Raw genomic sequence first — 23,050 nt, 5'->3', positions numbered from 1 at the left:
CAATGAATACATCGAAACATATAATAGTCCTAACGCTTGTTTTATTTGTACTTGCGTGCAATAACAAGGAGAATCATTCTAATGAAGATGGACACTATCATGGTAATGAAGTTTCAGAAGAAACAGAAAAAGACCACCATGATGAAGAAGAAATTTTACTGAGTCAACAGCAATTTGAAGCCCTTCAAATGCAAATTGATACAATTTCAAATCGAAATATGTCTAGTTACATAGAGGCCAACGGAACTTTGGAGGTTCCTCCTCAAAATGAGGCGTCCGTCACTTCTGTGGTTGGAGCAAATGTGGTCTCAATTGAAGTTATTGAGGGGGATAAAGTAAACAAAAACCAAGCAATAGCTTATTTATCCCATCCCAATATTATTGAAATACAAACAGAATATTTGAATGCGTTCAGTAACAGTATTTTTCTGAAAAAAGATTTTGAACGTCAAAAGAAGCTGTACGAAGAAGGTGTAGGTTCAGGAGCTAATTTCCAAAGAAGTGAAGCGGAATATTTGGCATCTAAAGCAATGGTAAGCGGTTTGTCTGCTCAATTAAAAATGTTGAACATTAATCCTGTAAAAGTTCAAAACGGAACCATTTATCAACGTGTTGCTTTAAAAAGTCCAATTGAAGGGTTTGTACAAAAAGTAGAGGTGAAAACAGGGCAGTATGTTGAACCACAAACCGAACTTTTTGAAATTGTAAATACACATCATATCCATGCCGATTTAATGGTTTTCGAAAAGGATGTGCATAAAGTTAAAAAGGGGCAAAGTGTTAGCTTTAGTGTACAGTCTGTTCCTGATAAGGAACTGATAGCGGAAATTTATTCTGTAAGCAAAACTTTTGAAGATAACCCTAAGGCTTTGCATGTTCACGCTGAAATTAAAAATAAAACAGAAAACCTTATTCCTGGAATGTATATCCAAGGAAGGATTAAAGCTGATACCATAATGACTCAAGTTTTTCCAGAAAGTGCTATGGTTAAAGAAGGGGAACGTTATTATGCGTTCAAAGCTGTAAAGGAAAATGATAAATGGAGTTTTGAGCCTGTAGAGGTTATACTTGGTGCCAGAGATGGGAAATGGGTCGAAATAAATTTTTTAGAGCCTGTAGAACCTAAAAGTTTATTTGCTATGAATAATGCCTATTATCTCATAGCAGAAATGAAAAAAGGAGAGGCAGAACATTCTCATTAGTCTCAAAAAACAGATAAAAAAACAGCCGGCATGTCCCAGCTTTTTTTGTTTTATGTAAATAGGAACTACTATTTAGGAGTCATAACAAATTCAAAATAGACATTAACTTCTTCGGCGATTTTGCTACGTACTACTTTAGGGATTTTTATATCAAAATCGGAGGCGTAACTCGTAAACCTTCCTTTTATAGTTAATTGGTTTCTATTCTGTGAAATGGTAACTGGGATATCTTGATAGGATTTGGTCTGTCCATGAAAAGTAATATCACCGTCAATCGTGTATTCAGATTGGTTGTTCAATTCACCGATATTAAAGTTCTTAATGGTTCCTTTAAATGTAATTTTCGGATAATTGTCGGATTCAGCATAATTTTCATTGAAGTGTTCTTCCATCAGGGCAACTTCAAACCTAAACCCTTTAACAAGTGCCAATGCAGCAATTTCCCCATTGCTAGTATCAAAAATGGCTGTTACAGTTTTGTTTTTTGCTGCTACGGGTTCAAACGTGGGTACCGATGCTTCAAATCCCACAGTACCTGTTTTTGTAAGATATTTTTCCTGAGCTATAGTACTGGAAAAACACAGAGAAAAAACGATAAGAAATAATATGGTTTTCATGGTATAAGGTTTTTGAGTTATTCTTCTAGCAGCCCATCTTCCTCCCATTGAATAACCGTATCTATCAAATTTTGAGGTAGACGCTGTCCGCCCAATGGCATTAAATAGGCTGGATCTGTACTAGATATGCGATCAATAAGGTCACGGTTTAATACAGCTTCCTTAACATTTGCGTAGGTTGTAAGGGGCATAGGGGCTCCATTTTGTGGAGGGTTGCTATGGCAAACGATACAATTATTGTCAATTATAGTTTTTATATCACCATTATAGGTGACCAATTCAGGTGTATTATTGTCTTCAATTAAATCTGATTCGCTATTGCTGGAGCAATTTAGCATAAAGGTAATACTTATAACAGAGACTAAAATAAAGTGGGTTTTCATGAAAAAATCATATTATGGTTTTGTTTTAAAACGCCTAAATTTATGGTAAATATTTCGTACTTTAACGAATAAATTTAGGCTAAATGAATAAAAAGCGTATATTTATTGTCGGATTGTTATTCGTGATAGGTGTGGTTGTTTTTTACAATTACATATACCAAGACCACCGTAACATTTCTGAAGAAGTTCCCGAATTTACTGTAAATACTCAGGAATTGCATAGTGCTTTCGCATCTCAAAACGATTTAGCTATGAAGAAGTATTTAAACAAAACTATTAGGGTTGACGGTAAAATTACTGAATTGAACCTAATGGATTTGACTTTGAATACTTTAGTGTTTTGTCAATTTGAAGGAAGCCTAAATTCGTCATTTCAAATTAATGAGTATGTTAGCGTGAAAGGGCGTTGCATTGGATATGATGATTTGTTGGAAGTAGTGAAGTTAGATCAATGTACTGTTTTAACCATTAACAATTAACCATTAACCCAAATAACCGAAAAATAATTTTTATGAAGACAAAACTACTTTTTTTATGTTTATTAACTGCCTTTGCTTTGCAAGCACAAACAGAGCATTTTATTGATTGGGAGTTAAATGTCAATGGTGCAGCTGCAAGCTTGACAATTGATGTAGGAGATACAGTTACTTGGACAGTAACGGATGCTATTCCTCACACAGTCACAAGTTTATCAGGGAGTACTCAAGTTTTTGATAGTGGAAATATGAACCCAGGGGATACGTATAGTGTAGTCTTTAATACTGAGGGGGAAAATGATTATCAGTGTAACTATCATCAGAGCACAATGTTTGGTACGATAACTGTTCAAGGAACTATGGGTATTGAAGATAGACATTATTCAGACTTCACTATTTCTCCTAACCCCGTGAGAAACACATTGAACTTAGAATTACCTGGTAATATGGATAATACGTCTGTTGAGATTTATGATGTGCTAGGTAAATTGGTACATAGCCAGTTTTTAGGTAGTTCTTCTCAAGCTGAGCTTAATGTGAGTAGCTGGAATAAAGGTGTTTACATTGTTAGGCTAATGTCTAATGACAAGGTTACGACCAAACGATTTATTAAACAATAAGAATATTTAACCTCAGACAAGCCATTAAAGTACTTTAATGGCTTGTCTTTTTTATTGCCCAACATGAAGAACCTTTGCCTTTTTCTAATACTAATTTTAATTCCTTTTATTTCTTTATCCCAAGACGATTTACTTGATGAGATTGACTCTGATAGTACTTGGACTATACCCGAATCAGCTGTGTTCAAAGGACTGAAAATAGTAAACTTTGAATCTACTAAATTGGCTACAAAAAAGGAACTAATTTTTAATGTGGCCCATCGTTTTGGAAGTGTGAAATATGGTTTAGATACCTTTTTTGGATTGGATGATGCTCTAACGAGATTGAACTTTATTTATGGTATTTGTGATGGTTTCAACATAAGTCTATCACGTAGTTCCTATCAAAAAACTTATGAAGGAGCTTTAAAGTATAGACTACTTACCCAAGAGGATGGCGAATTTCCCTTTACAGTAGTTGGGTATAATTCTTTGACCATAAATACAGCTTTGGAGAAAGATAACCTTCCGAAATTAGAGTTTGTGGATCGTTTGGGGTATACTACTCAATTATTGGTGTCAAGAAAAGTGAATACTAAATTATCCTTAGAGTTGGCGCCTACATTTATTCATAATAATTATGTTGTTATGGATGATCAATCTAATTCTCAATTTGCATTGGGAGTTGGAGGTCGATACAAATTAGGAAACCGTTGGTCTGTTAATGCTGATTATGGCTATAATTTTAGTCGAGCTAGTGATTCCCCTTATAGAAATCCTTTGTCAATAGGAGTGGATATCGAAACAGGTGGTCATGTATTCCAATTGTTGTTTTCCAATGCCCAACCAATGAATACTAATGCCTTTTTAACAGAAGCATCTGGAGATTGGGGAGAAGGTGATATATTTTTTGGTTTTAATCTTACCCGCGTATTCTAGTTTTTATTTGTAAATTTTATCATAAAGGTTTTTGTAAAGGGATTTAATAACATCCCTTTTCATTTTCATTGTTGGTGTAAGTTGTCCTCCGCTAATACTCCACACATCTGGTGTAAGCTCAAAACGTTTTATTTGTTCCCATTTACCAAAGTGTTTATTACAAGAATCAACTTCGCGCTGAATACGGTCGATTACTTCTTGGGAAGCAGCAATATCTGAGTCTGTTTTTCCGATATTTTTCTGTTTACGGTCTATCCATTCTCGGATAAAGTCAAAGTTAGGTTGAATAAATGCAGCAGGCATTTTCTCGCCTTCACCAATAACCATTACCTGTTCAATAAAACGAGATTGTTTGAGTTCGTTTTCTAATAAAGTAGGAATAACATACTTTCCTCCTGAAGTTTTGAACATTTCCTTTTTACGCCCTGTTATTTTTAGGAAGCCATCATTATCAATGAGTCCTTTGTCTCCAGTGTGAAAATATTCTCCAGTCATTACTGAAGCCGTACGCTCAGGATCTTTATAATAGCCCTGCATTACATTAGGCCCTTTTATTAGAATTTCGCCATCTTCGGCAATTTTGACTTCTACATTTCTAATTGGCTTTCCAACGGTACCTATTTTAAACATATGGTTGGCATATTTACCCACAGAAACTACGGGAGAGGTTTCAGTTAATCCATAGCCTTCCATAACCATAATACCAGAGGCACAGAAAATACGTGATAAACGGGGTTGTAACGGGGCGCTACCAGAAACCATAGTATTTAATTTACCGCCTAAGGCTTCTTGCCATTTACTAAATACAAGTTTACGGGCAATGCTTAGTTTGAATTCATACCAAGCCCCATTTTTACCATAAGGTTCGTATTGTTCTCCTAATTCAACGGACCAATAGAATAGTTTTTTCTTAATACCACTAAGCTCTTGGCCTTTTGCATATATTTTATCGAAAACCTTCTCAAGAAGCCTAGGAACGACACTCATTAAATGAGGTTGTACTTCCTTTGTATTATCACCAATTTTATCAATGCTTTCAGCATAATAAATCGAAGCGCCTGCATATTGGTAAATGTAGATAAGAACGCGTTCGAATACATGACAAACAGGTAAGAAACTCAACACTCTTGTTTGATCATTTATTTCAGGAAGACGAGGAATGCTATCCAAGGCATTGCTCACTAAATTATTATGAGAAAGCATGACACCTTTAGGTTTTCCTGTTGTTCCAGATGTGTAAATAATCGTAGCAAGATCTGAAGGCTTTACCTCAGACTTTCGTTGATCCAATTCAGCTTGATTACTTGTGTCTTTTCCTAATTCGAACAGTTCTGAATAATGTTTACAACCTTCAATATGATCAAAGCAATAAACATCTTTTAGTTGAGTATTACCTTTTATGGCATTTACCTTAGCAAGAACTTCTTCATCAGATACAAAACAATACTTCGATTCACTGTGATTAAGAACATATTCATAATCTTCGGAAGATATTGTAGGATAGATAGGTATATTTTGTGCACCAACCTGTAGAATACCAATGTCCATGATATTCCACTCTGTTCTGTTGTTGGTAGAGATGATAGCTATTTTATCATTTTTTTGAACACCCAATTTTAGAAGAGCTCTGCTGACCGCATTGGCTTTGTCGATATATTCCTTTGTAGATGTTTTTACCCATTTTCCATTGTATTTTGTGTTAAGGGCATTGTCTAAATTATAGGTTTCCAATTGGTAATATGGAAAGTCGAAAAGACGGGTTACTTCGGTCATATGTACTGTTCAAGTTAGGTATACTGCAAAGTATGAAATTCTAACTCATTTTACAATACAAAGACAAATCCAGTGAAACTTTATAAAAAGAGTGTTCTTAAGTGGTTTTAAATCAAAAAGTTCAATAATTAATTTTAGATTGTAGAAATTAACCTTCGTCTATAAGTTGTTTGATTAAGACACTTTTTAATAGATAAATCCTAGCTTTTTTTACAAGACTGCCTTCTAAATCGTAACTCACTATCAAAGGTACTTCTACCTTTTTTTTTGTAGCAGGGATTCCCAAAAATTCCCCGATATGTCGACCTTTAAATGTAGCTTCTAAGAGAGCTTTATCATCGGTTACAATTGTGTTTTCAACTATTGCTTGAGCGTCAAAGGCTTCATGGTACATATAATGGAGCATTTTCCCGATAGCGTCTCTGCCTTTGGTAACTTCCATGGTATGCATGTCTGTGAATTCGGCATCTTCGGTCAAGTACTCTGGGCTATGAGTTTCAAAATACTTTTCTACAGGTTTCATGAGTTTTCGGATTAGTTTGATGAATGTCGAGTAGATTGTTTATGAAAACCGGTAGAGTAGAGTTATATAAATTTAATAAAAACCCTGATAATAAAGACTATAGCAGTAGAAATAAAAAGCTGCCTATTTAGGCAGCTTTTTATTCTTAAGATTATTTGTGAGATTCAATCCACTTTCTTGCATTAATGAAAGCTTCTAACCAAGGCGAAACTTCGTCCTTGCGACCGTTAGGGTAATTAGCCCAGTTCCATTGGAAAATAGAGCGCTCAATGTGTGGCATAGTTACCAAGTGGCGACCAGTTTTATCACACATCATAGCTGTGTTGAAGTCAGATCCATTAGGGTTTGAAGGATATGCTTCATAACCATACTTGGCTACAATATTGTATTGATCTTCACTTAATGGTAAGTTGAATTTACCTTCTCCGTGTGAAATCCAAACCCCTAAAGTAGTTCCAGCTAGTGTTGAAAGCATTACCGAGTTGTTTTCCTGTACCTCTACTGAAGTAAATGAGCTTTCGTGCTTATGCGAATCGTTATGGTGCATTTTCCCATGAACATCATGGTCAGGGTTAATTACTTCCAGTTCCATGAATAACTGACATCCGTTACAAATACCAACAGATAAAGTGTCTTCGCGTTTAAAGAAGTTTTTAAGTGCTGTGTTGGCCTTTTCATTGTAAAGGAAAGCACCAGCCCATCCTTTAGCAGAACCTAATACATCGGAATTGGAGAATCCTCCAACAGCACCAATGAATTGGATATCTTCAAGCGTTTCACGACCAGAAATTAAATCGGTCATATGAACGTCTTTTACATCAAACCCAGCTAAGTACATGGCATTTGCCATCTCACGCTCTGAGTTACTTCCTTTTTCCCTTAAAATAGCTGCTTTAGGTCTTGGTTGAGAACCGTCAATTTCTGGTTTTTTACCAGTAAAGTGGCTTGGGAAATAATACTGTAATGGTTGTGCTTTATAGTTTTCAAAACGAGCATCGGCCAAGTTATTGGCTGTTTGTTTTCTGTCTAACAAGTGAGAGGTCTTGTACCACATATCACGTAGACGAGAAACAGACATGGTAAACACATCTGTATTGTTAATGATACTTAAGATATCACTGTTTGTAACAGATCCAATGTTGAAAAACTCAACATCTGCATTTTTCAAAGCAGTTTCAATAGTGTTGTCTATGGCTTGAATTACGATACCAGCATTTTCTGCAAACAAGATTTTGAATGAATCTTGTTCGTTAAGAACTGTAAGATCTAATTCAGCTCCAAGGTTTACATCTGCAAAACACATTTCCAACAAAGTGGTAATCAAACCTCCTGAAGCAACATCGTGACCAGCTACGATTTGACCATCTCTAATTAATTGTTGGATAGTGTTGAAAACAGTTTTTACGTAAGCAGTATCGTTAATATTAGGAGCTTCATTTCCAATTTTATTCAATATCTGAGCAAATGAACTACCTCCTAGTTTAAAGTTGTCTTTCGACAAGTTGATGTAGTAAATGTTGCCACCATCTTTTTGCAATACTGGTTCAACAACTTTATTGATGTCATTACAGTTTGCAGCAGCAGAAATAATAACAGTTCCAGGAGAGATAACCTCTTCGTTAGCATATTTCTGCTTCATTGATAATGAATCCTTACCTGTAGGTACGTTAATGCCCAAATCGATAGAGAATTCAGAAACAGCTTTTACCGCTTCGTATAAACGAGCATCTTCACCTTCGTTTTTACAAGGCCACATCCAGTTAGCTGAAAGTGTTACACTTTTTAACCCATCTTTAAGTGGTGCCCAAATAATGTTCGTTAAGGCTTCAGTGATACTGTTTCTACTACCTGCTATTGGGTCGATCAATCCAGAAATAGGAGAGTGTCCAATAGAAGTAGCAATACCTTCCTTACCTTTAAAATCCAATGCCATTACACCACAGTTGTTAAGTGGTAATTGCAATGGCCCAGCACACTGTTGTTTGGCTACTTTACCGCCAACACAACGGTCTACTTTATTTGTTAACCAATCTTTACAGGCTACAGCCTCCAATTGTAATAATTGATCTAAATAGTTGTAAAAATCTTCTTTGTTATAGCTAACATCATTATAAGTACGATTTATTGTTGTATCGTACATATACGTTTTTGGAGAGCTACCGAACATATCGCTTAAAGCCAAGTCCATAGGCTTATTACCTTTAGTAGCCGACTCAAATGTAAATCTATCATTTCCTGTCACATCACCAACAGTGTACATTGGAGAACGCTCACGGTCTGCAATTCTATGAAGGTTTTCTAAGTGCTTTTCAGCAATTACCAATCCCATACGTTCTTGAGATTCGTTTCCGATGATTTCCTTGTCAGATAGGGTAGGGTCGCCAACAGGAAGTGCATCCAAGTTGATTTTACCTCCAATTTCTTCTACCAATTCAGAAAGACAGTTAAGGTGTCCACCAGCACCGTGATCATGAATAGAAACGATATGGTTTTCATCGCTTTCCACCATACCTCTAATGGCGTTGGCAGCACGTTTTTGCATCTCTGGATTAGAACGCTGAACGGCGTTTAGTGTAATCCCTGAATCCAATTCACCAGTATCGGCCGATGATACAGCAGCACCACCCATACCAATACGGTAGTTTTCACCACCAAGGATAACGATTTTATCTCCTTCTTTAGGAGTGTCTTTTAAGGCTTGATCTACTTTACCGTAACCAACACCTCCGGCAAGCATGATAACTTTATCGAAACCTAGCTTTCTAGCTTCCTCTTCATGCTCAAAAGTAAGAATGGAACCAGTAATAAGTGGTTGACCAAATTTGTTACCAAAATCGGAAGCACCGTTACTTGCTTTAATTAAAATGTCCATTGGGGTTTGGTATAACCAATCACGCTCTTGCATGCCATTTTCCCAAGGACGATTTTCTTCCAATCGGGAATAAGATGTCATATAGACAGCAGTACCAGCTAAAGGAATAGATCCCTTACCGCCAGCTAAACGGTCACGAATTTCTCCCCCTGATCCAGTAGCAGCCCCGTTAAATGGCTCTACCGTTGTTGGGAAGTTATGGGTTTCGGCTTTTAGGGATATTACTGACTCAAAATCCTTAGTCTGGTAAAATTCTGGTACATCTGCACGTTTTGGTGCAAACTGTTCTACAACAGGGCCTTTAATAAAGGCTACGTTGTCTTTATATGCAGAAACAATGTCGTTAGGATGTTGTTTAGATGTTTCCTTGATCATTTTGAACAGGGAAGTTGGTTTTTCCTCACCATCAATAACGAATGTTCCGTTAAAGATTTTATGACGACAGTGCTCTGAATTTACTTGAGAGAATCCAAATACTTCAGAATCGGTCAACGGACGACCAATTCGTTCAGACACTTGGTTTAGGTATTCAATTTCTTCTTCATTTAAAGCCAATCCTTCTTTTTCGTTATAAGCAGCAATGTCTTTAATTTCCAAGATAGGTTCTGGTTGGATATCAATGGTAAAGGTATCCTGGTTCAAGCCGTTGAACTTCTGAGAGATCATCGGGTCGTACCCTTTAAAATCTTCAGCTACGGCTTCGAATTCTTCAATTCTTATAATACCTTCAATCCCCATGTTTTGGGTGATTTCCACAGCATTGGTGCTCCAAGGTGTGATCATGGCTGCTCTTGGCCCAACAAAAAAGGCGTCTAGGGACGCCGCATCTATTTTAGGTTGATTGCCAAAAAGCCAAGTTAGTTTTGAAATAGTCTCAGTAGATAATTCTTCTGCTGTTTGTACGGCAAATACCTTACCGCTTACGTTTCCAAAGAAATGAATCATTCTAAATGTGTGTTTGTGTCTGCTGTTTAGACAGTTATTTTGAAAGTGCAAAAATACACAATTTGTGGATTAAATGACTATTAAATTACTGCTAAAAAATGCGTGATAAAATTCCTTTTACCGAGGGGTAATAAGAGCGACCAAAAAGGTTTAAGTGTACCAACAAATAATAAAGTTGGTAAAGCTGAATCCGCTCTGAAAAATACTGTGTTTTTGGAAAATGTCGATGGTACGCCTCATAAAAAGACTCTGAAAACCCACCAAACAATTTGCTCATGGCAATATCTACTTCGTTGTGTCCGAAATACACAGATGGATCGATGAGGTAAGGGGTACCGTTTTGGTCAATCATAAAATTACCACTCCAAAGATCACCATGGAGTAGTGAGGGAACAACTTCAGGCATTAATTCTTTACAAACCGATGCCATTGTATTTATTTGAGGTATGTTTGAGAAGTTTAATAATCCTTTCTTTTCAGCTGTTTTTAATTGTGGAAACAAGCGTTCGTTGATGTAAAAATCTATCCAATTATCGTGGTTGGTATTCGATTGAGGCAGTGAACCTATGAAGTTGTTTTCTATGAATCCGAAATTATCCGAGGTGATTTTGTGTAAAGTAGCCAAATCATGCCCTAACCGCTCTTGATTGTCTGATGTTGGTGTTTTTGAATTGATACACTCCATTACTAGATAAGCTTTATTGTCGAGTATTCCTGAAGAGTAGATTTTTGGAGTAGCAATAGTTTTGGTACTGGCAATGGTTTTCAATGCTAGTTTTTCAGATTGAAGTATTTGATGTCCCAATTCACCATTATGTAGTTTTATAACTAATAATCTCGAAGGTGTTTTGAGTTTGAAAATACTTGAAATATCACCACCAGGCATAGTACTGATTTCTAAAACAGTCTCTTCTAAAATAGTGCTTAACTTTTGAATAAGATCTTTGTCTAACATAGCTCTAAACCTAATAAAAAAAGAGGCTTTATAAAAGCCTCTTTTCATACAGTGATAGATATGTTTACTGAACTACGAGTTTTTTGGTCGATGTTCCGTTTGTCGATTTTAATTTTATTAGATAAACACCGGGAGACAAATTAGAAATATTAAGTCTGCTATATTTTTCATCAACAGTACCGTATAAAACTTCTTTTCCCAGAATATTGTAAATAGAAAATTGAGTTTTTATATCAGTTTCTATGTTCAAATGTTCTCCATTTACGGGATTGGGATAAATCTTAATCGGAAGTTTTGACTGCAGATTTTTAGATGGTAAACTGCCCCATTTATTTTCTGCTTTCGGACCGCCCCAAATAACTGTCGCCAAATATGGATTGTCTATAAAAGGGTTTCTATTACCTTGAACTTTGCTTATTTCATTGTTTCTGTGTTCTTCAAATGGAGAGACAGGGTCTTCTGCGTTCCATTGAAGAAAAAGCTCTAAGTCACCAACATCGTTAATCGACTCGTTGTAACGAAGATTCATATACAATATCATACGTGCTACATCTCCTTTCCATTCGTCTCCGGGATACCAAGCATTGTTTTTAACAGTGTAGCTTCCAGAACCATTGGTATATGGTTTGTTGCCACGACGTGAATTGATTCTGATATCGCAGGATCTCAGGTGATGTAAATCACCTTTAGCAGTGTTATTTATAAGAGATTGTGGATAGATATGCTCGGTGTTGAATGTTTGCCTTGAGTAAGAGTTAATACCCGATTGATATTCATTTTTGCTACGGCTTTCACCACTGTAGATAAGAATAACATTTTTAGAATTTGATAAATCCTTGTCAGCAATGTACAGGTATTTATGTCTTTGAGCATAGTCTAAAAACACAGAGTGCTTGGCAATAGTTTCCGCCGCAAGATCTTCATAAAGGGTGTTTCCCGATCGGGAGAAACTCACGTTTGTATAATAGTCAGCTAACTCAGCCGGTGGGTTGAGTTGTGTGAATCCCTTAAGGGAAATGAAAAAAAACAATACAGTTAAGTACAGTTGTTTCATTCAAGGTTGGTTTGGTTGATTATTGTTTACGCTTTAAAAGGGCCATGTAAAATCCGTCGAAACCAGATTGGTGGGCCAAGACTTTTTCGTCTTTTACAAAGGTAAAGTCTTTATTTGAGTCTAAGAAATATTTAACCTGATCCTGATTTTCAGAAGGAAGGATAGAACAGGTAGCATAAGCCAACATTCCTCCTGGTTTTACCATTTTAGAGTATTGGCTTAAAATGTCCTTTTGAGTTTTTTTAATCGTATCCAAAAATTCGGGTTGCAATTTCCACTTAGCGTCGGGATTTCTTCTTAAAACTCCAAGTCCAGAACAGGGAGCATCGATTAATACGCGATCGGCTTTGTCGTAAAGTTTTTTGATAACCTTAGTAGAGTCGATTTCCCTTGTTTCAATATTATGAGCGCCGTTACGTTTTGCCCGACGTTTAAGCTCTTTTAGCTTATTACCATAAATGTCCATAGCAATTACTTGTCCTTTGTTTTCCATCAGGGCAGCTAAGTGAAGTGACTTTCCTCCGGCACCGGCACAAGTATCTACAACACGCATTCCAGGTTTTACATCTAGGAATTTTGCAACTAATTGAGAGGATGCATCCTGTACTTCAAAAAGCCCATTTTTAAAGGCATCAGTTTTAAAAACATTTGCACGTTCTTTTAATCGTAATGCATCTGGGAACTCGTTTATGAATTCTGTTTGAATATCAATATCGTGTAATTCCCCTTGAAGGGCTTTTTTATCTGTTTTTAATGTATTCACACGAAGAATTACATCTGCTTGTTCATTAAGAGCTGCGATTTCTTTAGTCCAAATTGATTCACCCAATTCTTTGACTCCTAATTCGTCCATCCAATCAGGAATAGATTCACGATAGACTCTGGTTTTAGAAAGTTCGTCAAAACGACCTTTAATACGGCGAACAGGAGTTTGGGTGAAGTATTTCCAATCAGGTAGTTTTATACCTTTCAAAACAGCCCAAACCGCAAAAAGACGCCAAAGATTATCTCTGTCGAAAGGCTCCTTAACATCAGCGATTTCAGCATAAAGACGTTTCCAACGAACAATATCGTATGTTGTCTCCGCTATAAAAGCACGGTCGCGGCTTCCCCAGCGTTTGTCACGCTTAAGAAGTTGTTCTACAACTTTATCGGCATATTTTCCTTCATTAAAAATTTGATGTAAACCATCGATAAGTGCAAAGCAAAGATTTTTATGTAATCGCATGATGAAAATTTAAGGATGCAAAGGTACGTCAAAAGGTACGAATTCCTGTAAGGATTTAATTTTTAAGGCCTATATTGATCGAAAATTTTATTGATGAAGTTTATTTATACGTTTTTGTTGATTATTGCAGTTGTGTCATGCAAGACAAAAAGTGCTTTCAAATCTATAGTTTTTACACAAGTTGAAGTAGAAACCCTTATAGAAGATCCCTTGCTTAATGTTAGAGCTTTAGAGGTTTATAAAGACAAAGTGTATTTTGCAACAAGTAGGGGAGAAGTAAAGGTGATTGAAGCGGGTAGTATCAAAGAATTGTGGCCTGTTGATACTTTGAATCATCCAAATTTTAGAGCTATGGCAGTAACCAATGAAGCGGTATTTACTTTGAGTATTTCCAGTCCTGCTCTATTATATCGAAATGGGAAGTTGGTTTATAGAGAGGATCACCCCAAAGCGTTTTATGATGCCTTGGAGTTTTGGAATGATAAAGAAGGTATTGCCATTGGAGATCCAATAGGTGGTTGTATGAGTGTAATAATTACTAGAGATGGTGGTTTTACTTGGAAGAAGTTGTCTTGCGATGCATTACCTGTTGCTAAGGAAGGAGAGGCAGCATTTGCTGCTAGTGATACAAATATTTCAATTCAGGGAAATAAAACATGGGTGGCAACAGGCGGTAAACATAGTAGGGTGTTATTTTCAGGAGACAGAGGAAAAACTTGGGAGGCAATAGATACTCCAATCGTTCAAGGAAAGGAAACAACAGGAATGTATTCCATTGATTTTTATGATGAAAAAATTGGTTATGCCATAGGTGGTGATTATACAGAACCAGATGCAAACAGTGGCAATAAAATAGTTACTAAAGATGGTGGTAAGACTTGGAGTTTGGTTGCAGATGGGCAGAACCCAGGCTACAGAAGTTGTGTGCAATACATTCCAAACAGAAATGGAAGAGAGTTGGTTGCTATTGGGTTTAAAGGAATAGATTATTCCCATGACGAAGGTTTAAGTTGGAACCACTTGAGTGATGAAGGCTTTTACACTATTCGGTTTTTAAACACTAATCAAGCTATCGCTGCTGGAAACGGCAGAGTTGTTAAGTTGCATTTTAAATAATAAAGACACCAAATAGGTGCCTTTTTCTGTTTATGGTTTATCTCGGTGTTGTCTTCGTTTATATTCTTCAAACATTTTACGTTTAAATTCGTCTTCAGCTTTAAAAAGCAACACTATTTTTTTTGATGGTAATACTTTCTTCAAATCTTTGACAAGGTTACTATGCAGAGTACGTTTTTTATTCTCCATAGCTTCCATTTCACTTAAAAGAGCTTCTGCTTCAGCCTCAGTGAGAGCATCAACATCAACTGTTTTACGTTTTTCGTGCATCTGCTCTCTTAATTGATTGTTTTGTTCTTTGAAAGCATTATATATAGGCCAAAACTGTTGTGCTTCCTTTTCGCTAAGATCCAGACGCTCCGTAATAAAAGCAACCTTAAGAGAATTAATTCGATCTTTTTTTGATTGCGCAAAAGAGGTTGCGGTTATTAACAAGGTAATCACTAGTAAGCTAAGTTTCTTCAGGGTCATAGTATTATTCATTAGTAAGTTCGTCTACATCTAAGTTATCCAGTATATAGTTTTCTATTGAATTGTCTGACAACGTTTGTTGTAAAACAACAGCTTCGAAATCATCTTTTATTAAAGTGTTTAATTGAGAGTCGTCCCAATCTATTTGAAACACATAATTTTCGAGAGCAGACTCGTTAATTGATCCAAAAGTAGCAGATTTCGAAAAGGGCTTCAAACCAAAGAACAACAAAAATATAGCCGCTACAGCTGCTGCAGAATACCATATTTTTTTACTGAATAAGGGGACTACCTTTTGCTCTTTTTTGGCTTCTATCTTACTGAAAAGTCTAGCTTCAAAGTTCTCAAAATAATTATTAGGTACTTTAAGGCCGGAATCGGTTACAGAGCTTTTAAGTTTGGCTTCCAAAAACAGTTTCTCATCAAGATTCTCGAAATAGTTATCAGGAAGCATAAAGCCGTGGTTATTCTCGTTATATGGAAGATTTTTTTTCATTGTTTAGGTAAGACTAATTTATTGTCTAAAGGTTTAATTTTCCGTGAGATATGTTTCTATTTTTTTTATGGCCAAATGATAGGAGGCTTTCAATGCACCTTCACTGGTTTCTAGTATTTCAGACATTTCCTTATAAGTTATCTTCTGAAAGTATTTCATGTTAAATACCAATTGCTGTTTGCCTGGTAGTGTAGCAATGGCCTTTTGTAGTTTTAATTGTATGGCATCGCCTTCAAAATAAACATCAGCAGTTAGGGCATTTACCATACTTTGTTGGTTTTCTTCATCGCTAATATATAATTCTCTGGAACGTTTTTTTAAAAAGGTAAGCGATTCGTTGGTTGCAATTCTGTACATCCATGAAAAAAGTTTACTATCACCTTTAAAACCATCAATACCCTTATAAACTTTAATAAATGTATTTTGAAGTACATCGTCTGCATCGTCATGTGATTTCACAATATGGCGGATATGCCAATACAAGCGTTCCTTGTATGTGGATACCAATATGCTAAAGGCTTGCTCTCTTTCAGTATCAGATTGGAGCTGTTCAACAAGTGCAGACTCTTCTATCACAGTTGTGTTTTGTAGTATGACAGTATAAATTACAAAAAGTTTAAAAGCGCTAGAAAATTATTTAGTATAACTATTTAGTTTAATACTGCTATTTAATCTTTAACTTTTGAATGACAAAAAGGGTATAATAATGAAATCAATGAAAATAACCATAGAAGTTACAGTTTCGGCTGACTTAAATAAAGTTTGGAAGTATTACTTAGAACCGGAACACATCGTTAAATGGAATTTTGCTTCAGATGATTGGTGCTGCTCATATGCTGAAAACGATTTAAGGGTAGGAGGACAATATAAGGCTAGAATGGAAGCCAAAGATGGAAGTTTTGGATTTGATTTTGAAGCAATTTACGATGAGGTTTCTGCATTAGAACGAATTAAATATACAATGCCTGATGGGAGAGTTGTGGTAACCAATTTTGAAGATGATGGTGGTAAAACGAAAGTTAAAACAACTTTCGATGCGGAAAAACAAAACCCAGTGGATATGCAACGAGATGGCTGGCATGCAATTTTGAATAACTTTAAAGCATATACCGAATCTAATTAATCAATTCTGTTAAAAGAGTAAAACATCTATTATCAAGTATGGATTTTCAAAAGATCATGAACATACGACAGTATAAAGCATCAGATAAATCTACGTTGATAGAGATTTTAAAGAAGAATGTTCCCGAGTATTTTGCCGAAAAGGAAATTGAAGATCTTAATCAATATTTAGACTACGGTGTTGAGGAGTATTTTGTCGTTGAGATTAATGGCGAAACTGTTGGAGCCGGAGGAATTAACTTTAAAGACAACCGAAGGATAGGTATAATAAGTTGGGATTATATTAAACCTAAATATCATGGTATGGGTATTGGGCGAGCTTTACTGAAGTATCGTTTGGATACTATCTCTAAAAGAAATACAATTAAAAAAGTTATTGTAAGAACTTCACAGAAAACGTATCCATTTTATGCAAAAGGTGGTTTTGAGGTGAAAGAAATTGTAAAAGATTATTGGGCAGAAGGTTTTGATTTATATTATATGGAAATGTCTGTAAATCGTGGGAAATAATCAAAAAAGTATTGACAGAAATTACGTTTTCTGAAAAGGTTAAACATCGTGCATAACTAAACTTTAACAGTTTAAATGTTTGATTTAGTTTGTTTTACTTACATTTTTTGTTTTACTTTACAGTAAGAAAACTGCCAAGGAGGTAGTAATCCCCAAAAGAAAAGGATAGTTTGTTCTCAACAAGCTATCCTTTTTAGGTTTTTAAAAAAGAGTGTTTCTTAATTATTCGAAACTTTGCATATCCACTAGTCTTTTATAAGCTCCATTTTTAGCGATAAGGTCGTTGTGTGTACCTTGTTCTACTATGCTTCCCTTTTGCATAACAACAATCTGGTTAGCATTTTGAATAGTAGACAATCTATGAGCGATAACTAGCGAAGTTCTATTTTTCATCATGTTCTCTAAAGCCACTTGTACCAAACGTTCGCTTTCGGTGTCTAAGGCAGAAGTAGCTTCGTCCAAAATCATAATAGGCGGGTTTTTAAGAACTGCACGGGCAATGCTTAAACGTTGTTTTTGTCCACCAGAGAGTTTGTTTCCTGAGTCTCCTACATTAGTATTTATACCTTGAGGTAAATCTTTAACAAACTCCCAAGCATTGGCCACTTTTAATGCCTCGATAACTTCTTCGTCAGACGCTTCAGGTCTACCTAGAAGGACATTGTTTTTAACCGAATCATTAAATAGGATGGAGTCTTGGGTAACTAGTCCCATAAGTTGTCTAACATCTTTTTTCTTGATGTTTCTAATATCATCACCATCTATGGTAATACTACCTACAGTAACGTCGTAAAAACGGGTTACCAAATTGGCTATAGTACTCTTACCACTACCGGATTGTCCTACCAAAGCCACACTTTGACCTTTCGGGACAGTAAGAGTAAAGTCTCTTAAAACTAAATCGTCCTCATATTTAAAGGATACATGGTTTAGGGAAATATCAGAATTAAAGTCGGATTTAGAAATGGCGTTTGGCTTGTCTTCGAGGGGTGATTCCGTATGCAGAACTTCCAAAACCCTGTCGGCTGCAGCATTACCGGCTTTTACCTTATAGCTGGCTTTACTAATATCTTTTGCAGGAGTAAGGATTTGCCATGCTAACCCCATATAACCTATAAAAGCCCCGCCAGATAGACTTCCTTCCACCAACACCATAGTTCCTCCATACCATAACAGGATGGCAATGGTTACAATTCCCAAAAACTCACTGGTGGGGGATGCCAAATTTTGACGATTTGTTAATGTGTTGGAGAAGTGGTAATACCTAGATGTGGATTCCTGAAACTTTTCGTTAAAACGATCTTCAGCATTATAGCCTTTTATTACTTTCAATCCGCTAAGTGTTTCTTCTAAAGTTGAAAGGAAAGTACCTTGTTCGCGTTGTACCCGATCAGATTTACGTTTTAAACTTTTACCTATTCTTGATATAATCAACCCGGAAACAGGAATAAACAAAAACACAAAAATGGTAAGTTTAACGGAAATAAGGAACATGGATATAATAGCAAATACAATAGTTAATGGTTCTTTAACTATAAGCTCCAAAATGGCCAACAATGAGTTTTTAACCTCGTTAACATCTCCGGAAATACGTGCAATAATATCTCCTTTTCTTTTTTCGGAATAGAATGAAATAGGTAAAGAGGTTACTTTTTCATATATGGCATTTCTCAAGTCCTTAAGCACTCCATTTCTTAGGAATGTAATAGAATATAATGCCATATAGTTGAAAAGGTTCTTTAGCAAGAACAAGCTAATTACCAAAGCAATCATGTACATCAAGGTACGTTGAGGACCATGTAGCTCGGTTGTAGTGGTTATAAAATAATTTAAGCTGTCTTCTAAAAACGATTTTAAATCACCAATTCCATTGTAGACCGGTTTGGTATGAATTTGTTCTCCTTCACCAAACAGGACATTAATCATTGGCATTAACGATACCATAGCCAATGTGCTGAACAAGGCATACATGACGTTAAATCCAATGTTTAGGTAAGCGTACTTTTTATAAGGAACTATAAACTGCGATAGTTTTTTTATGTAATCCATTAATTTAAGTTGAGGTCGTTTAAGATAGCATCGATTTTAGCTTCAAGTTTTTCTTCGGTAACTGTGAAATCGGCTCCATTATCTAAAGTTGAATAGACACTTATGTAAAACTTTATTTTAGGTTCTGTACCACTTGGTCTTAAAGCAACTTTGCTGCCATCTTCGGTGTAATAAATTAAAACGTTCGATTTTGGAATGTCGATGGTTGTTTCTGTACCTGCAGTCATATTTTTAGCAGTAGATGATTGGTAATCTTCTACTAAAATAATCTTTGAACCATTTAATTTTTGTAAAGGTGTGTTGCGAGCATCTACCATCATTTGTCTAATAGCCTGAGCGCCTTCAATACCTTTTTTGGTAATTGAAATTAAACGTTCTTTATATAGTCCATGTTCAGTGTACAGTTTTATTAATTCGTTATAAAAACTACTTCCGTTTGCTTTTGCCTGGGCTGCAATTTCACAAGCCAATAGTGCTGAGGTCACGGCATCCTTATCGCGAACAAAGTCGCCAACCATATAACCAAAGCTTTCCTCGCCACCACCAATAAAGTCAAGTTCAGGATGATCCTTGATCATTTTTGCAATCCATTTAAAACCAGTAAGTCCTACTTTGCATTCTAAATTGTAAGCTTTGGCTAAATCGAACATCATTGGAGTGGAAACAATAGTAGTGCCAATGAATTGTTTGCCTAGAATTTTTCCTTTTCCCTGCCATTGTTTGAGTAGAAAGTCGGTCATAATGACCATGGTCTGGTTACCATTCAATAAGATCATTTTTCCATCTAAATCTCTCACCGCGATACCAACACGATCGCTATCTGGATCTGTTCCAATAACAATATCGGCATTGGTGTTTTCGGCTAGTTCCAATGCCATTTTAAGAGCTGCCGGTTCTTCAGGGTTTGGAGAAGCTACTGTTGGGAAATCACCATCAGGAGCTCGTTGCTCCTCTACAATATGTACATTGTAGAATCCAGCCTGTTTTAAAACCTGTGGAATGGCAGTGATTGATGTTCCGTGAAGCGAAGTAAAGGCAATGGTTAAGCCATTTTTAGCTTCTTTTGTTGTATTGAATGTTCCGTTTTCAACAGAAGCATTTATGAAAGCTTTGTCTACTTCCTCGCCTATATATTGAATTAAATCATTATTGGCTTCAAACTTGATTTCAGAATAGTCAAGAGCATTAATTACCTTGATTATTTCATCATCTTGTGGTGGTACTAATTGTCCGCCGTCCTGCCAATACACCTTATAACCATTATATTCTGGTGGATTATGAGATGCGGTAAGCACTATTCCGCAGTGACATTTGAGGTGTTTTACAGCAAACGATAACTCTGGAGTAGGGCGTAGATCTTCAAAAAGATACACCTGAATACCGTTAGCAGAGAACACGTCGGCAACTACTTTTGCCAATGATTTACTATTGTGACGGCAATCATAGGCTATAGCAACCTTAATGGATTCGCCAGAAAATACTTTGTATAAATATTGACTAAGGCCTTGGGTGTTTTTACCAAGAGTATATTTATTTATTCTATTGGTTCCAACGCCCATAATACCACGCATACCGCCGGTTCCAAACTCAAGGTCTTTATAAAAGCTCTCTTTAAGTTCTGTAGGATTGTTGGTTTCTAGTTGTTTTATTTGGGTTTGGGTATCTTGGTCAAAAACTGGGTTTAACCAGCTTTTCACACGCTCCATAATTTCAAGTTCCATAGGTTGTGTGTCTTTACTTGTCATTTTGCAAAAGTAAATAATATAAGGTTGTAAATCTATTTGGGATTTATTTAGGAAATTAATCTAAATTCAATTCTTCTCTAATAAGGTAGCGTTCTTTGTTTTCCTTTGATCTTAAAATAAGCTCGCCAAGGAAGCCTGCAACAAAAAACTGTGTTCCGATAATCATTGTGGTTAGGGCAATGAAGAATTGTGGTCGTTCGGTGATTAATCGTCCGTAAGGGTTGATAAACAATTTATCAATGCCAAGATAAAGGGAAAATCCGAGACCAATGGCAAACATTAATACGCCAAGTGCGCCAAAAAGATGCATGGGTTGCTTCCCGAAACGCGATATAAACCAAATGGTGATTAAATCTAAAAAACCGTTTATAAAGCGTTCCATACCAAATTTGGTACTTCCGTACTTTCTTGCTTGATGTTTTACTTCTTTTTCGGTTATGTTAGTGAAGCCAGCATTTTTAGCGAGTACCGGAATGTAACGATGCATTTCACCATTCACATCTATGTGTTTAACAACATCACGATGATAGGCTTTTAGCCCGCAGTTAAAGTCATGAAGTTTAACGCCTGAAGTTTTTCTAGCTGCCCAGTTAAAGAGTTTTGAAGGAAGATTTTTCGCGATAACAGAATCGTAACGCTTTTTTTTCCACCCAGAAACCAAATCGTAGCCTTTATTGACTACCATGTTGTAAAGTTCAGGGATTTCTTCTGGGTTGTCCTGAAGATCGGCATCCATGGTAATAACCACCTCTCCCTGGGCTTTTTTAAAACCAGCATGAAGGGCTTGAGACTTTCCGAAGTTCTTAAAAAAACGAATGCCCTTTATGTGGGGATCCCTCTTTGAAAGTGATTCTATAATTTTCCAAGAATCGTCTGTACTTCCATCATCAATAAAAATGATTTCATACGAAAAACGATTGGATTGCATAACCGATGCAATCCAATCGTATAGTTCTGTTAAAGATTCTTGTTCGTTAAGTAGTGGTATGACTACTGATATGTTCATGTATTATTATTCTAAATTAGGGTCATTTTTCTTCATAATAAGACCAACAATAAGGCCTATTACAGCATAAAAAATTAATTGAATAGCCGTGGATTGAAGAACTTTTCCAATAGTAAACTGGCTTTCATTTTCCATTTTGGTAATAGCCTTGTCTATTTCTGCTTGAGGAGCTCCAAATTTTTCCATCATAGCTTGAGCATTTTCAATCGCTTTTTCATTAAGGAATTGAGCAGCATCAGGGTCGATTACGTTAAATAAAATAACACTAACGATACCACTTAAAATTGCACCAACAGCAACTGTTATAAAATACGCAGAAAACCCTTCTTTGAATGATAAAAAGCCATTGTTTAAACTTTTAGCTTTAGCAGCTGAAACAACTCCGAATCCAATGATAACTAAAAATAATATGATTCCAAGCCACCAATTAGAGAATAACTCTAGGTTAAAAGCATAGATAATAGTAGTTACAGCAATAAGTGTAAGTCCAAGATATAAGCCATAATTAAGCGCACTAGACTTTAAAGGTTTGTTCATAATTGGTATAGTTTAATTAGTTTTGTGGTTTGTTAGTAAACAAATATAGCAAAACGTTACGCAAAGTAACTACAATATTTTTTTAAGGAAAACTATTGTTTGTTATATAAATTTACTTAAATTTGCACCTCAAAATTGTAAAGATAATAAAGCGATTAGCGATGAAAAAAGGTATACATCCAGAAAATTATAGATTAGTAGCGTTCAAAGACATGTCTAACGACGACGTGTTCCTTACAAAATCTACAGCCAATACAAACGAAACGATTGAGGTTGATGGTGTTGAGTATCCGTTGATTAAGATGGAAATTTCAAGAACCTCTCATCCGTACTATACTGGTAAGTCTAAGTTAGTAGATACCGCTGGTCGTATTGACAAGTTCAAAAACAAATACGCTAAATTCAAGAAGTAATTTTAGCTTAAAATATATT

The 23,050-nt window shown here is 36.0% G+C and carries 23 protein-coding genes; 8 read left to right on the top strand and 15 right to left on the bottom strand.

The window, feature by feature from the left end; translation table 11 throughout:
* The first annotated feature begins 2 nt into the window (after window positions 1-2).
* Window positions 3-1,202, top strand: coding sequence for an efflux RND transporter periplasmic adaptor subunit (locus tag PWU04_RS08985; RefSeq protein ID WP_274475734.1), 1,200 nt, complete (start codon window positions 3-5; stop codon window positions 1,200-1,202).
* Window positions 1,203-1,270: 68 nt separating this feature from the next.
* Here PWU04_RS08985 and PWU04_RS08980 read toward each other — a convergent pair whose 3' ends face one another.
* Together PWU04_RS08980 and PWU04_RS08975 are read right to left on the bottom strand one after the other, a co-directional pair.
* Window positions 1,271-1,819: a YceI family protein gene (locus PWU04_RS08980; RefSeq protein ID WP_274475733.1), complete on the bottom strand. Its 549-nt coding sequence runs from the start codon at window positions 1,817-1,819 to the stop codon at window positions 1,271-1,273.
* Window positions 1,820-1,836: 17 nt separating this feature from the next.
* A complete protein-coding gene (locus PWU04_RS08975) occupies window positions 1,837-2,202 on the bottom strand; it encodes a hypothetical protein (protein WP_274475732.1) in 366 nt (121 codons plus the stop codon).
* Window positions 2,203-2,285: 83 nt separating this feature from the next.
* Between PWU04_RS08975 and PWU04_RS08970 the strand changes: the two genes are divergently transcribed.
* The 3 genes from PWU04_RS08970 (at window position 2,286) to PWU04_RS08960 (ending at window position 4,216) form a co-directional block, all read left to right on the top strand.
* Window positions 2,286-2,681: an OB-fold protein gene (locus PWU04_RS08970; protein ID WP_274475730.1), complete on the top strand. Its 396-nt coding sequence runs from the start codon at window positions 2,286-2,288 to the stop codon at window positions 2,679-2,681.
* A 32-nt stretch (window positions 2,682-2,713) separates the two neighbouring features.
* On the top strand, window positions 2,714-3,298 hold the full coding sequence (locus PWU04_RS08965) for a T9SS type A sorting domain-containing protein (protein WP_274475728.1): 585 nt from the start codon (window positions 2,714-2,716) through the stop codon (window positions 3,296-3,298).
* Window positions 3,299-3,361: 63 nt separating this feature from the next.
* Complete coding sequence (locus tag PWU04_RS08960; RefSeq protein ID WP_274475727.1) at window positions 3,362-4,216, top strand: DUF5777 family beta-barrel protein; 855 nt, start codon at window positions 3,362-3,364, stop codon at window positions 4,214-4,216.
* A 3-nt stretch (window positions 4,217-4,219) separates the two neighbouring features.
* Here PWU04_RS08960 and PWU04_RS08955 read toward each other — a convergent pair whose 3' ends face one another.
* The 6 genes from PWU04_RS08955 to PWU04_RS08930 form a co-directional block, all read right to left on the bottom strand.
* On the bottom strand, window positions 4,220-5,989 hold the full coding sequence (locus PWU04_RS08955; protein WP_274475726.1) for an AMP-dependent synthetase/ligase: 1,770 nt from the start codon (window positions 5,987-5,989) through the stop codon (window positions 4,220-4,222).
* Window positions 5,990-6,137: 148 nt separating this feature from the next.
* Entirely contained in the window at window positions 6,138-6,512 is a 375-nt protein-coding gene (locus tag PWU04_RS08950) for an ester cyclase (RefSeq protein WP_274475725.1), read from the bottom strand.
* 151 nt (window positions 6,513-6,663) lie between these two features.
* Window positions 6,664-10,329, bottom strand: a complete 3,666-nt coding sequence (purL, locus tag PWU04_RS08945; RefSeq protein ID WP_406600950.1) for a phosphoribosylformylglycinamidine synthase — start codon at window positions 10,327-10,329, stop codon at window positions 6,664-6,666.
* A gap of 91 nt (window positions 10,330-10,420) precedes the next feature.
* Window positions 10,421-11,332, bottom strand: a complete 912-nt coding sequence (locus tag PWU04_RS08940) for a fructosamine kinase family protein (protein WP_274475722.1) — start codon at window positions 11,330-11,332, stop codon at window positions 10,421-10,423.
* A gap of 16 nt (window positions 11,333-11,348) precedes the next feature.
* Window positions 11,349-12,338 (bottom strand): endonuclease, encoded by a 990-nt coding sequence (locus PWU04_RS08935; RefSeq protein WP_274475721.1) that lies wholly within the window; start codon window positions 12,336-12,338, stop codon window positions 11,349-11,351.
* A 19-nt stretch (window positions 12,339-12,357) separates the two neighbouring features.
* Window positions 12,358-13,566, bottom strand: a complete 1,209-nt coding sequence (locus tag PWU04_RS08930; RefSeq protein ID WP_274475720.1) for an RsmB/NOP family class I SAM-dependent RNA methyltransferase — start codon at window positions 13,564-13,566, stop codon at window positions 12,358-12,360.
* 93 nt (window positions 13,567-13,659) lie between these two features.
* Here PWU04_RS08930 and PWU04_RS08925 point away from each other — a divergent pair, with 93 nt between their 5' ends.
* A complete protein-coding gene (locus PWU04_RS08925) occupies window positions 13,660-14,682 on the top strand; it encodes a WD40/YVTN/BNR-like repeat-containing protein (RefSeq protein ID WP_274475719.1) in 1,023 nt (340 codons plus the stop codon).
* Between the two features lie 30 nt (window positions 14,683-14,712).
* On the opposite strand, the gene PWU04_RS08920 is transcribed toward PWU04_RS08925, so the two are convergent.
* The 3 genes from PWU04_RS08920 to PWU04_RS08910 are packed head-to-tail and all read right to left on the bottom strand — an operon-like array spanning window position 14,713 to window position 16,225.
* Window positions 14,713-15,153 (bottom strand): Spy/CpxP family protein refolding chaperone, encoded by a 441-nt coding sequence (locus tag PWU04_RS08920; protein ID WP_274475718.1) that lies wholly within the window; start codon window positions 15,151-15,153, stop codon window positions 14,713-14,715.
* 4 nt (window positions 15,154-15,157) lie between these two features.
* Window positions 15,158-15,649: a hypothetical protein gene (locus PWU04_RS08915; RefSeq protein WP_274475717.1), complete on the bottom strand. Its 492-nt coding sequence runs from the start codon at window positions 15,647-15,649 to the stop codon at window positions 15,158-15,160.
* A gap of 33 nt (window positions 15,650-15,682) precedes the next feature.
* The gene (locus tag PWU04_RS08910) at window positions 15,683-16,225 is read right to left on the bottom strand and encodes an RNA polymerase sigma factor (RefSeq protein WP_274475716.1); all 543 of its coding nucleotides are present in this window, start codon (window positions 16,223-16,225) and stop codon (window positions 15,683-15,685) included.
* 130 nt (window positions 16,226-16,355) lie between these two features.
* Between PWU04_RS08910 and PWU04_RS08905 the strand changes: the two genes are divergently transcribed.
* On the top strand, window positions 16,356-16,772 hold the full coding sequence (locus PWU04_RS08905) for an SRPBCC family protein (protein ID WP_274475715.1): 417 nt from the start codon (window positions 16,356-16,358) through the stop codon (window positions 16,770-16,772).
* Between the two features lie 38 nt (window positions 16,773-16,810).
* Window positions 16,811-17,281 carry a GNAT family N-acetyltransferase gene (locus tag PWU04_RS08900; RefSeq protein WP_274475713.1) on the top strand — a complete coding sequence of 157 codons (471 nt, stop codon included), beginning with the start codon at window positions 16,811-16,813 and terminating at the stop codon, window positions 17,279-17,281.
* Between the two features lie 222 nt (window positions 17,282-17,503).
* Here the strand turns inward: PWU04_RS08900 and PWU04_RS08895 are convergent, their stop codons facing one another.
* Genes PWU04_RS08895 through PWU04_RS08880 form a run of 4 tightly spaced genes read right to left on the bottom strand, consistent with a single transcriptional unit; the run spans window position 17,504 to window position 22,618 of the window.
* Window positions 17,504-19,330, bottom strand: a complete 1,827-nt coding sequence (locus PWU04_RS08895) for an ABC transporter ATP-binding protein (protein ID WP_274475712.1) — start codon at window positions 19,328-19,330, stop codon at window positions 17,504-17,506.
* The gene (locus tag PWU04_RS08890; RefSeq protein ID WP_406600949.1) at window positions 19,330-21,075 is read right to left on the bottom strand and encodes a phospho-sugar mutase; all 1,746 of its coding nucleotides are present in this window, start codon (window positions 21,073-21,075) and stop codon (window positions 19,330-19,332) included. Before PWU04_RS08890 ends, PWU04_RS08895 begins: the two co-directional genes overlap by 1 nt.
* 55 nt (window positions 21,076-21,130) lie before the next feature.
* Window positions 21,131-22,081 (bottom strand): glycosyltransferase family 2 protein, encoded by a 951-nt coding sequence (locus PWU04_RS08885; RefSeq protein ID WP_274475710.1) that lies wholly within the window; start codon window positions 22,079-22,081, stop codon window positions 21,131-21,133.
* Between the two features lie 6 nt (window positions 22,082-22,087).
* Window positions 22,088-22,618 carry a DUF4199 domain-containing protein gene (locus PWU04_RS08880; protein WP_274475709.1) on the bottom strand — a complete coding sequence of 177 codons (531 nt, stop codon included), beginning with the start codon at window positions 22,616-22,618 and terminating at the stop codon, window positions 22,088-22,090.
* Between the two features lie 161 nt (window positions 22,619-22,779).
* On the opposite strand from PWU04_RS08880, the gene PWU04_RS08875 reads away from it, so the two are divergent.
* A complete protein-coding gene (locus PWU04_RS08875; protein WP_274475708.1) occupies window positions 22,780-23,031 on the top strand; it encodes a type B 50S ribosomal protein L31 in 252 nt (83 codons plus the stop codon).
* The last annotated feature ends 19 nt before the right edge of the window (window positions 23,032-23,050 follow it).

Origin of the sequence: Mangrovimonas aestuarii (genome assembly GCF_028767185.1) — a bacterium.
Lineage (GTDB): Bacteria > Bacteroidota > Bacteroidia > Flavobacteriales > Flavobacteriaceae > Mangrovimonas_B > Mangrovimonas_B aestuarii.
Note: the sequence above shows the minus strand (reverse complement) of the source record. Positions and strands in the feature narration are given on the sequence as shown.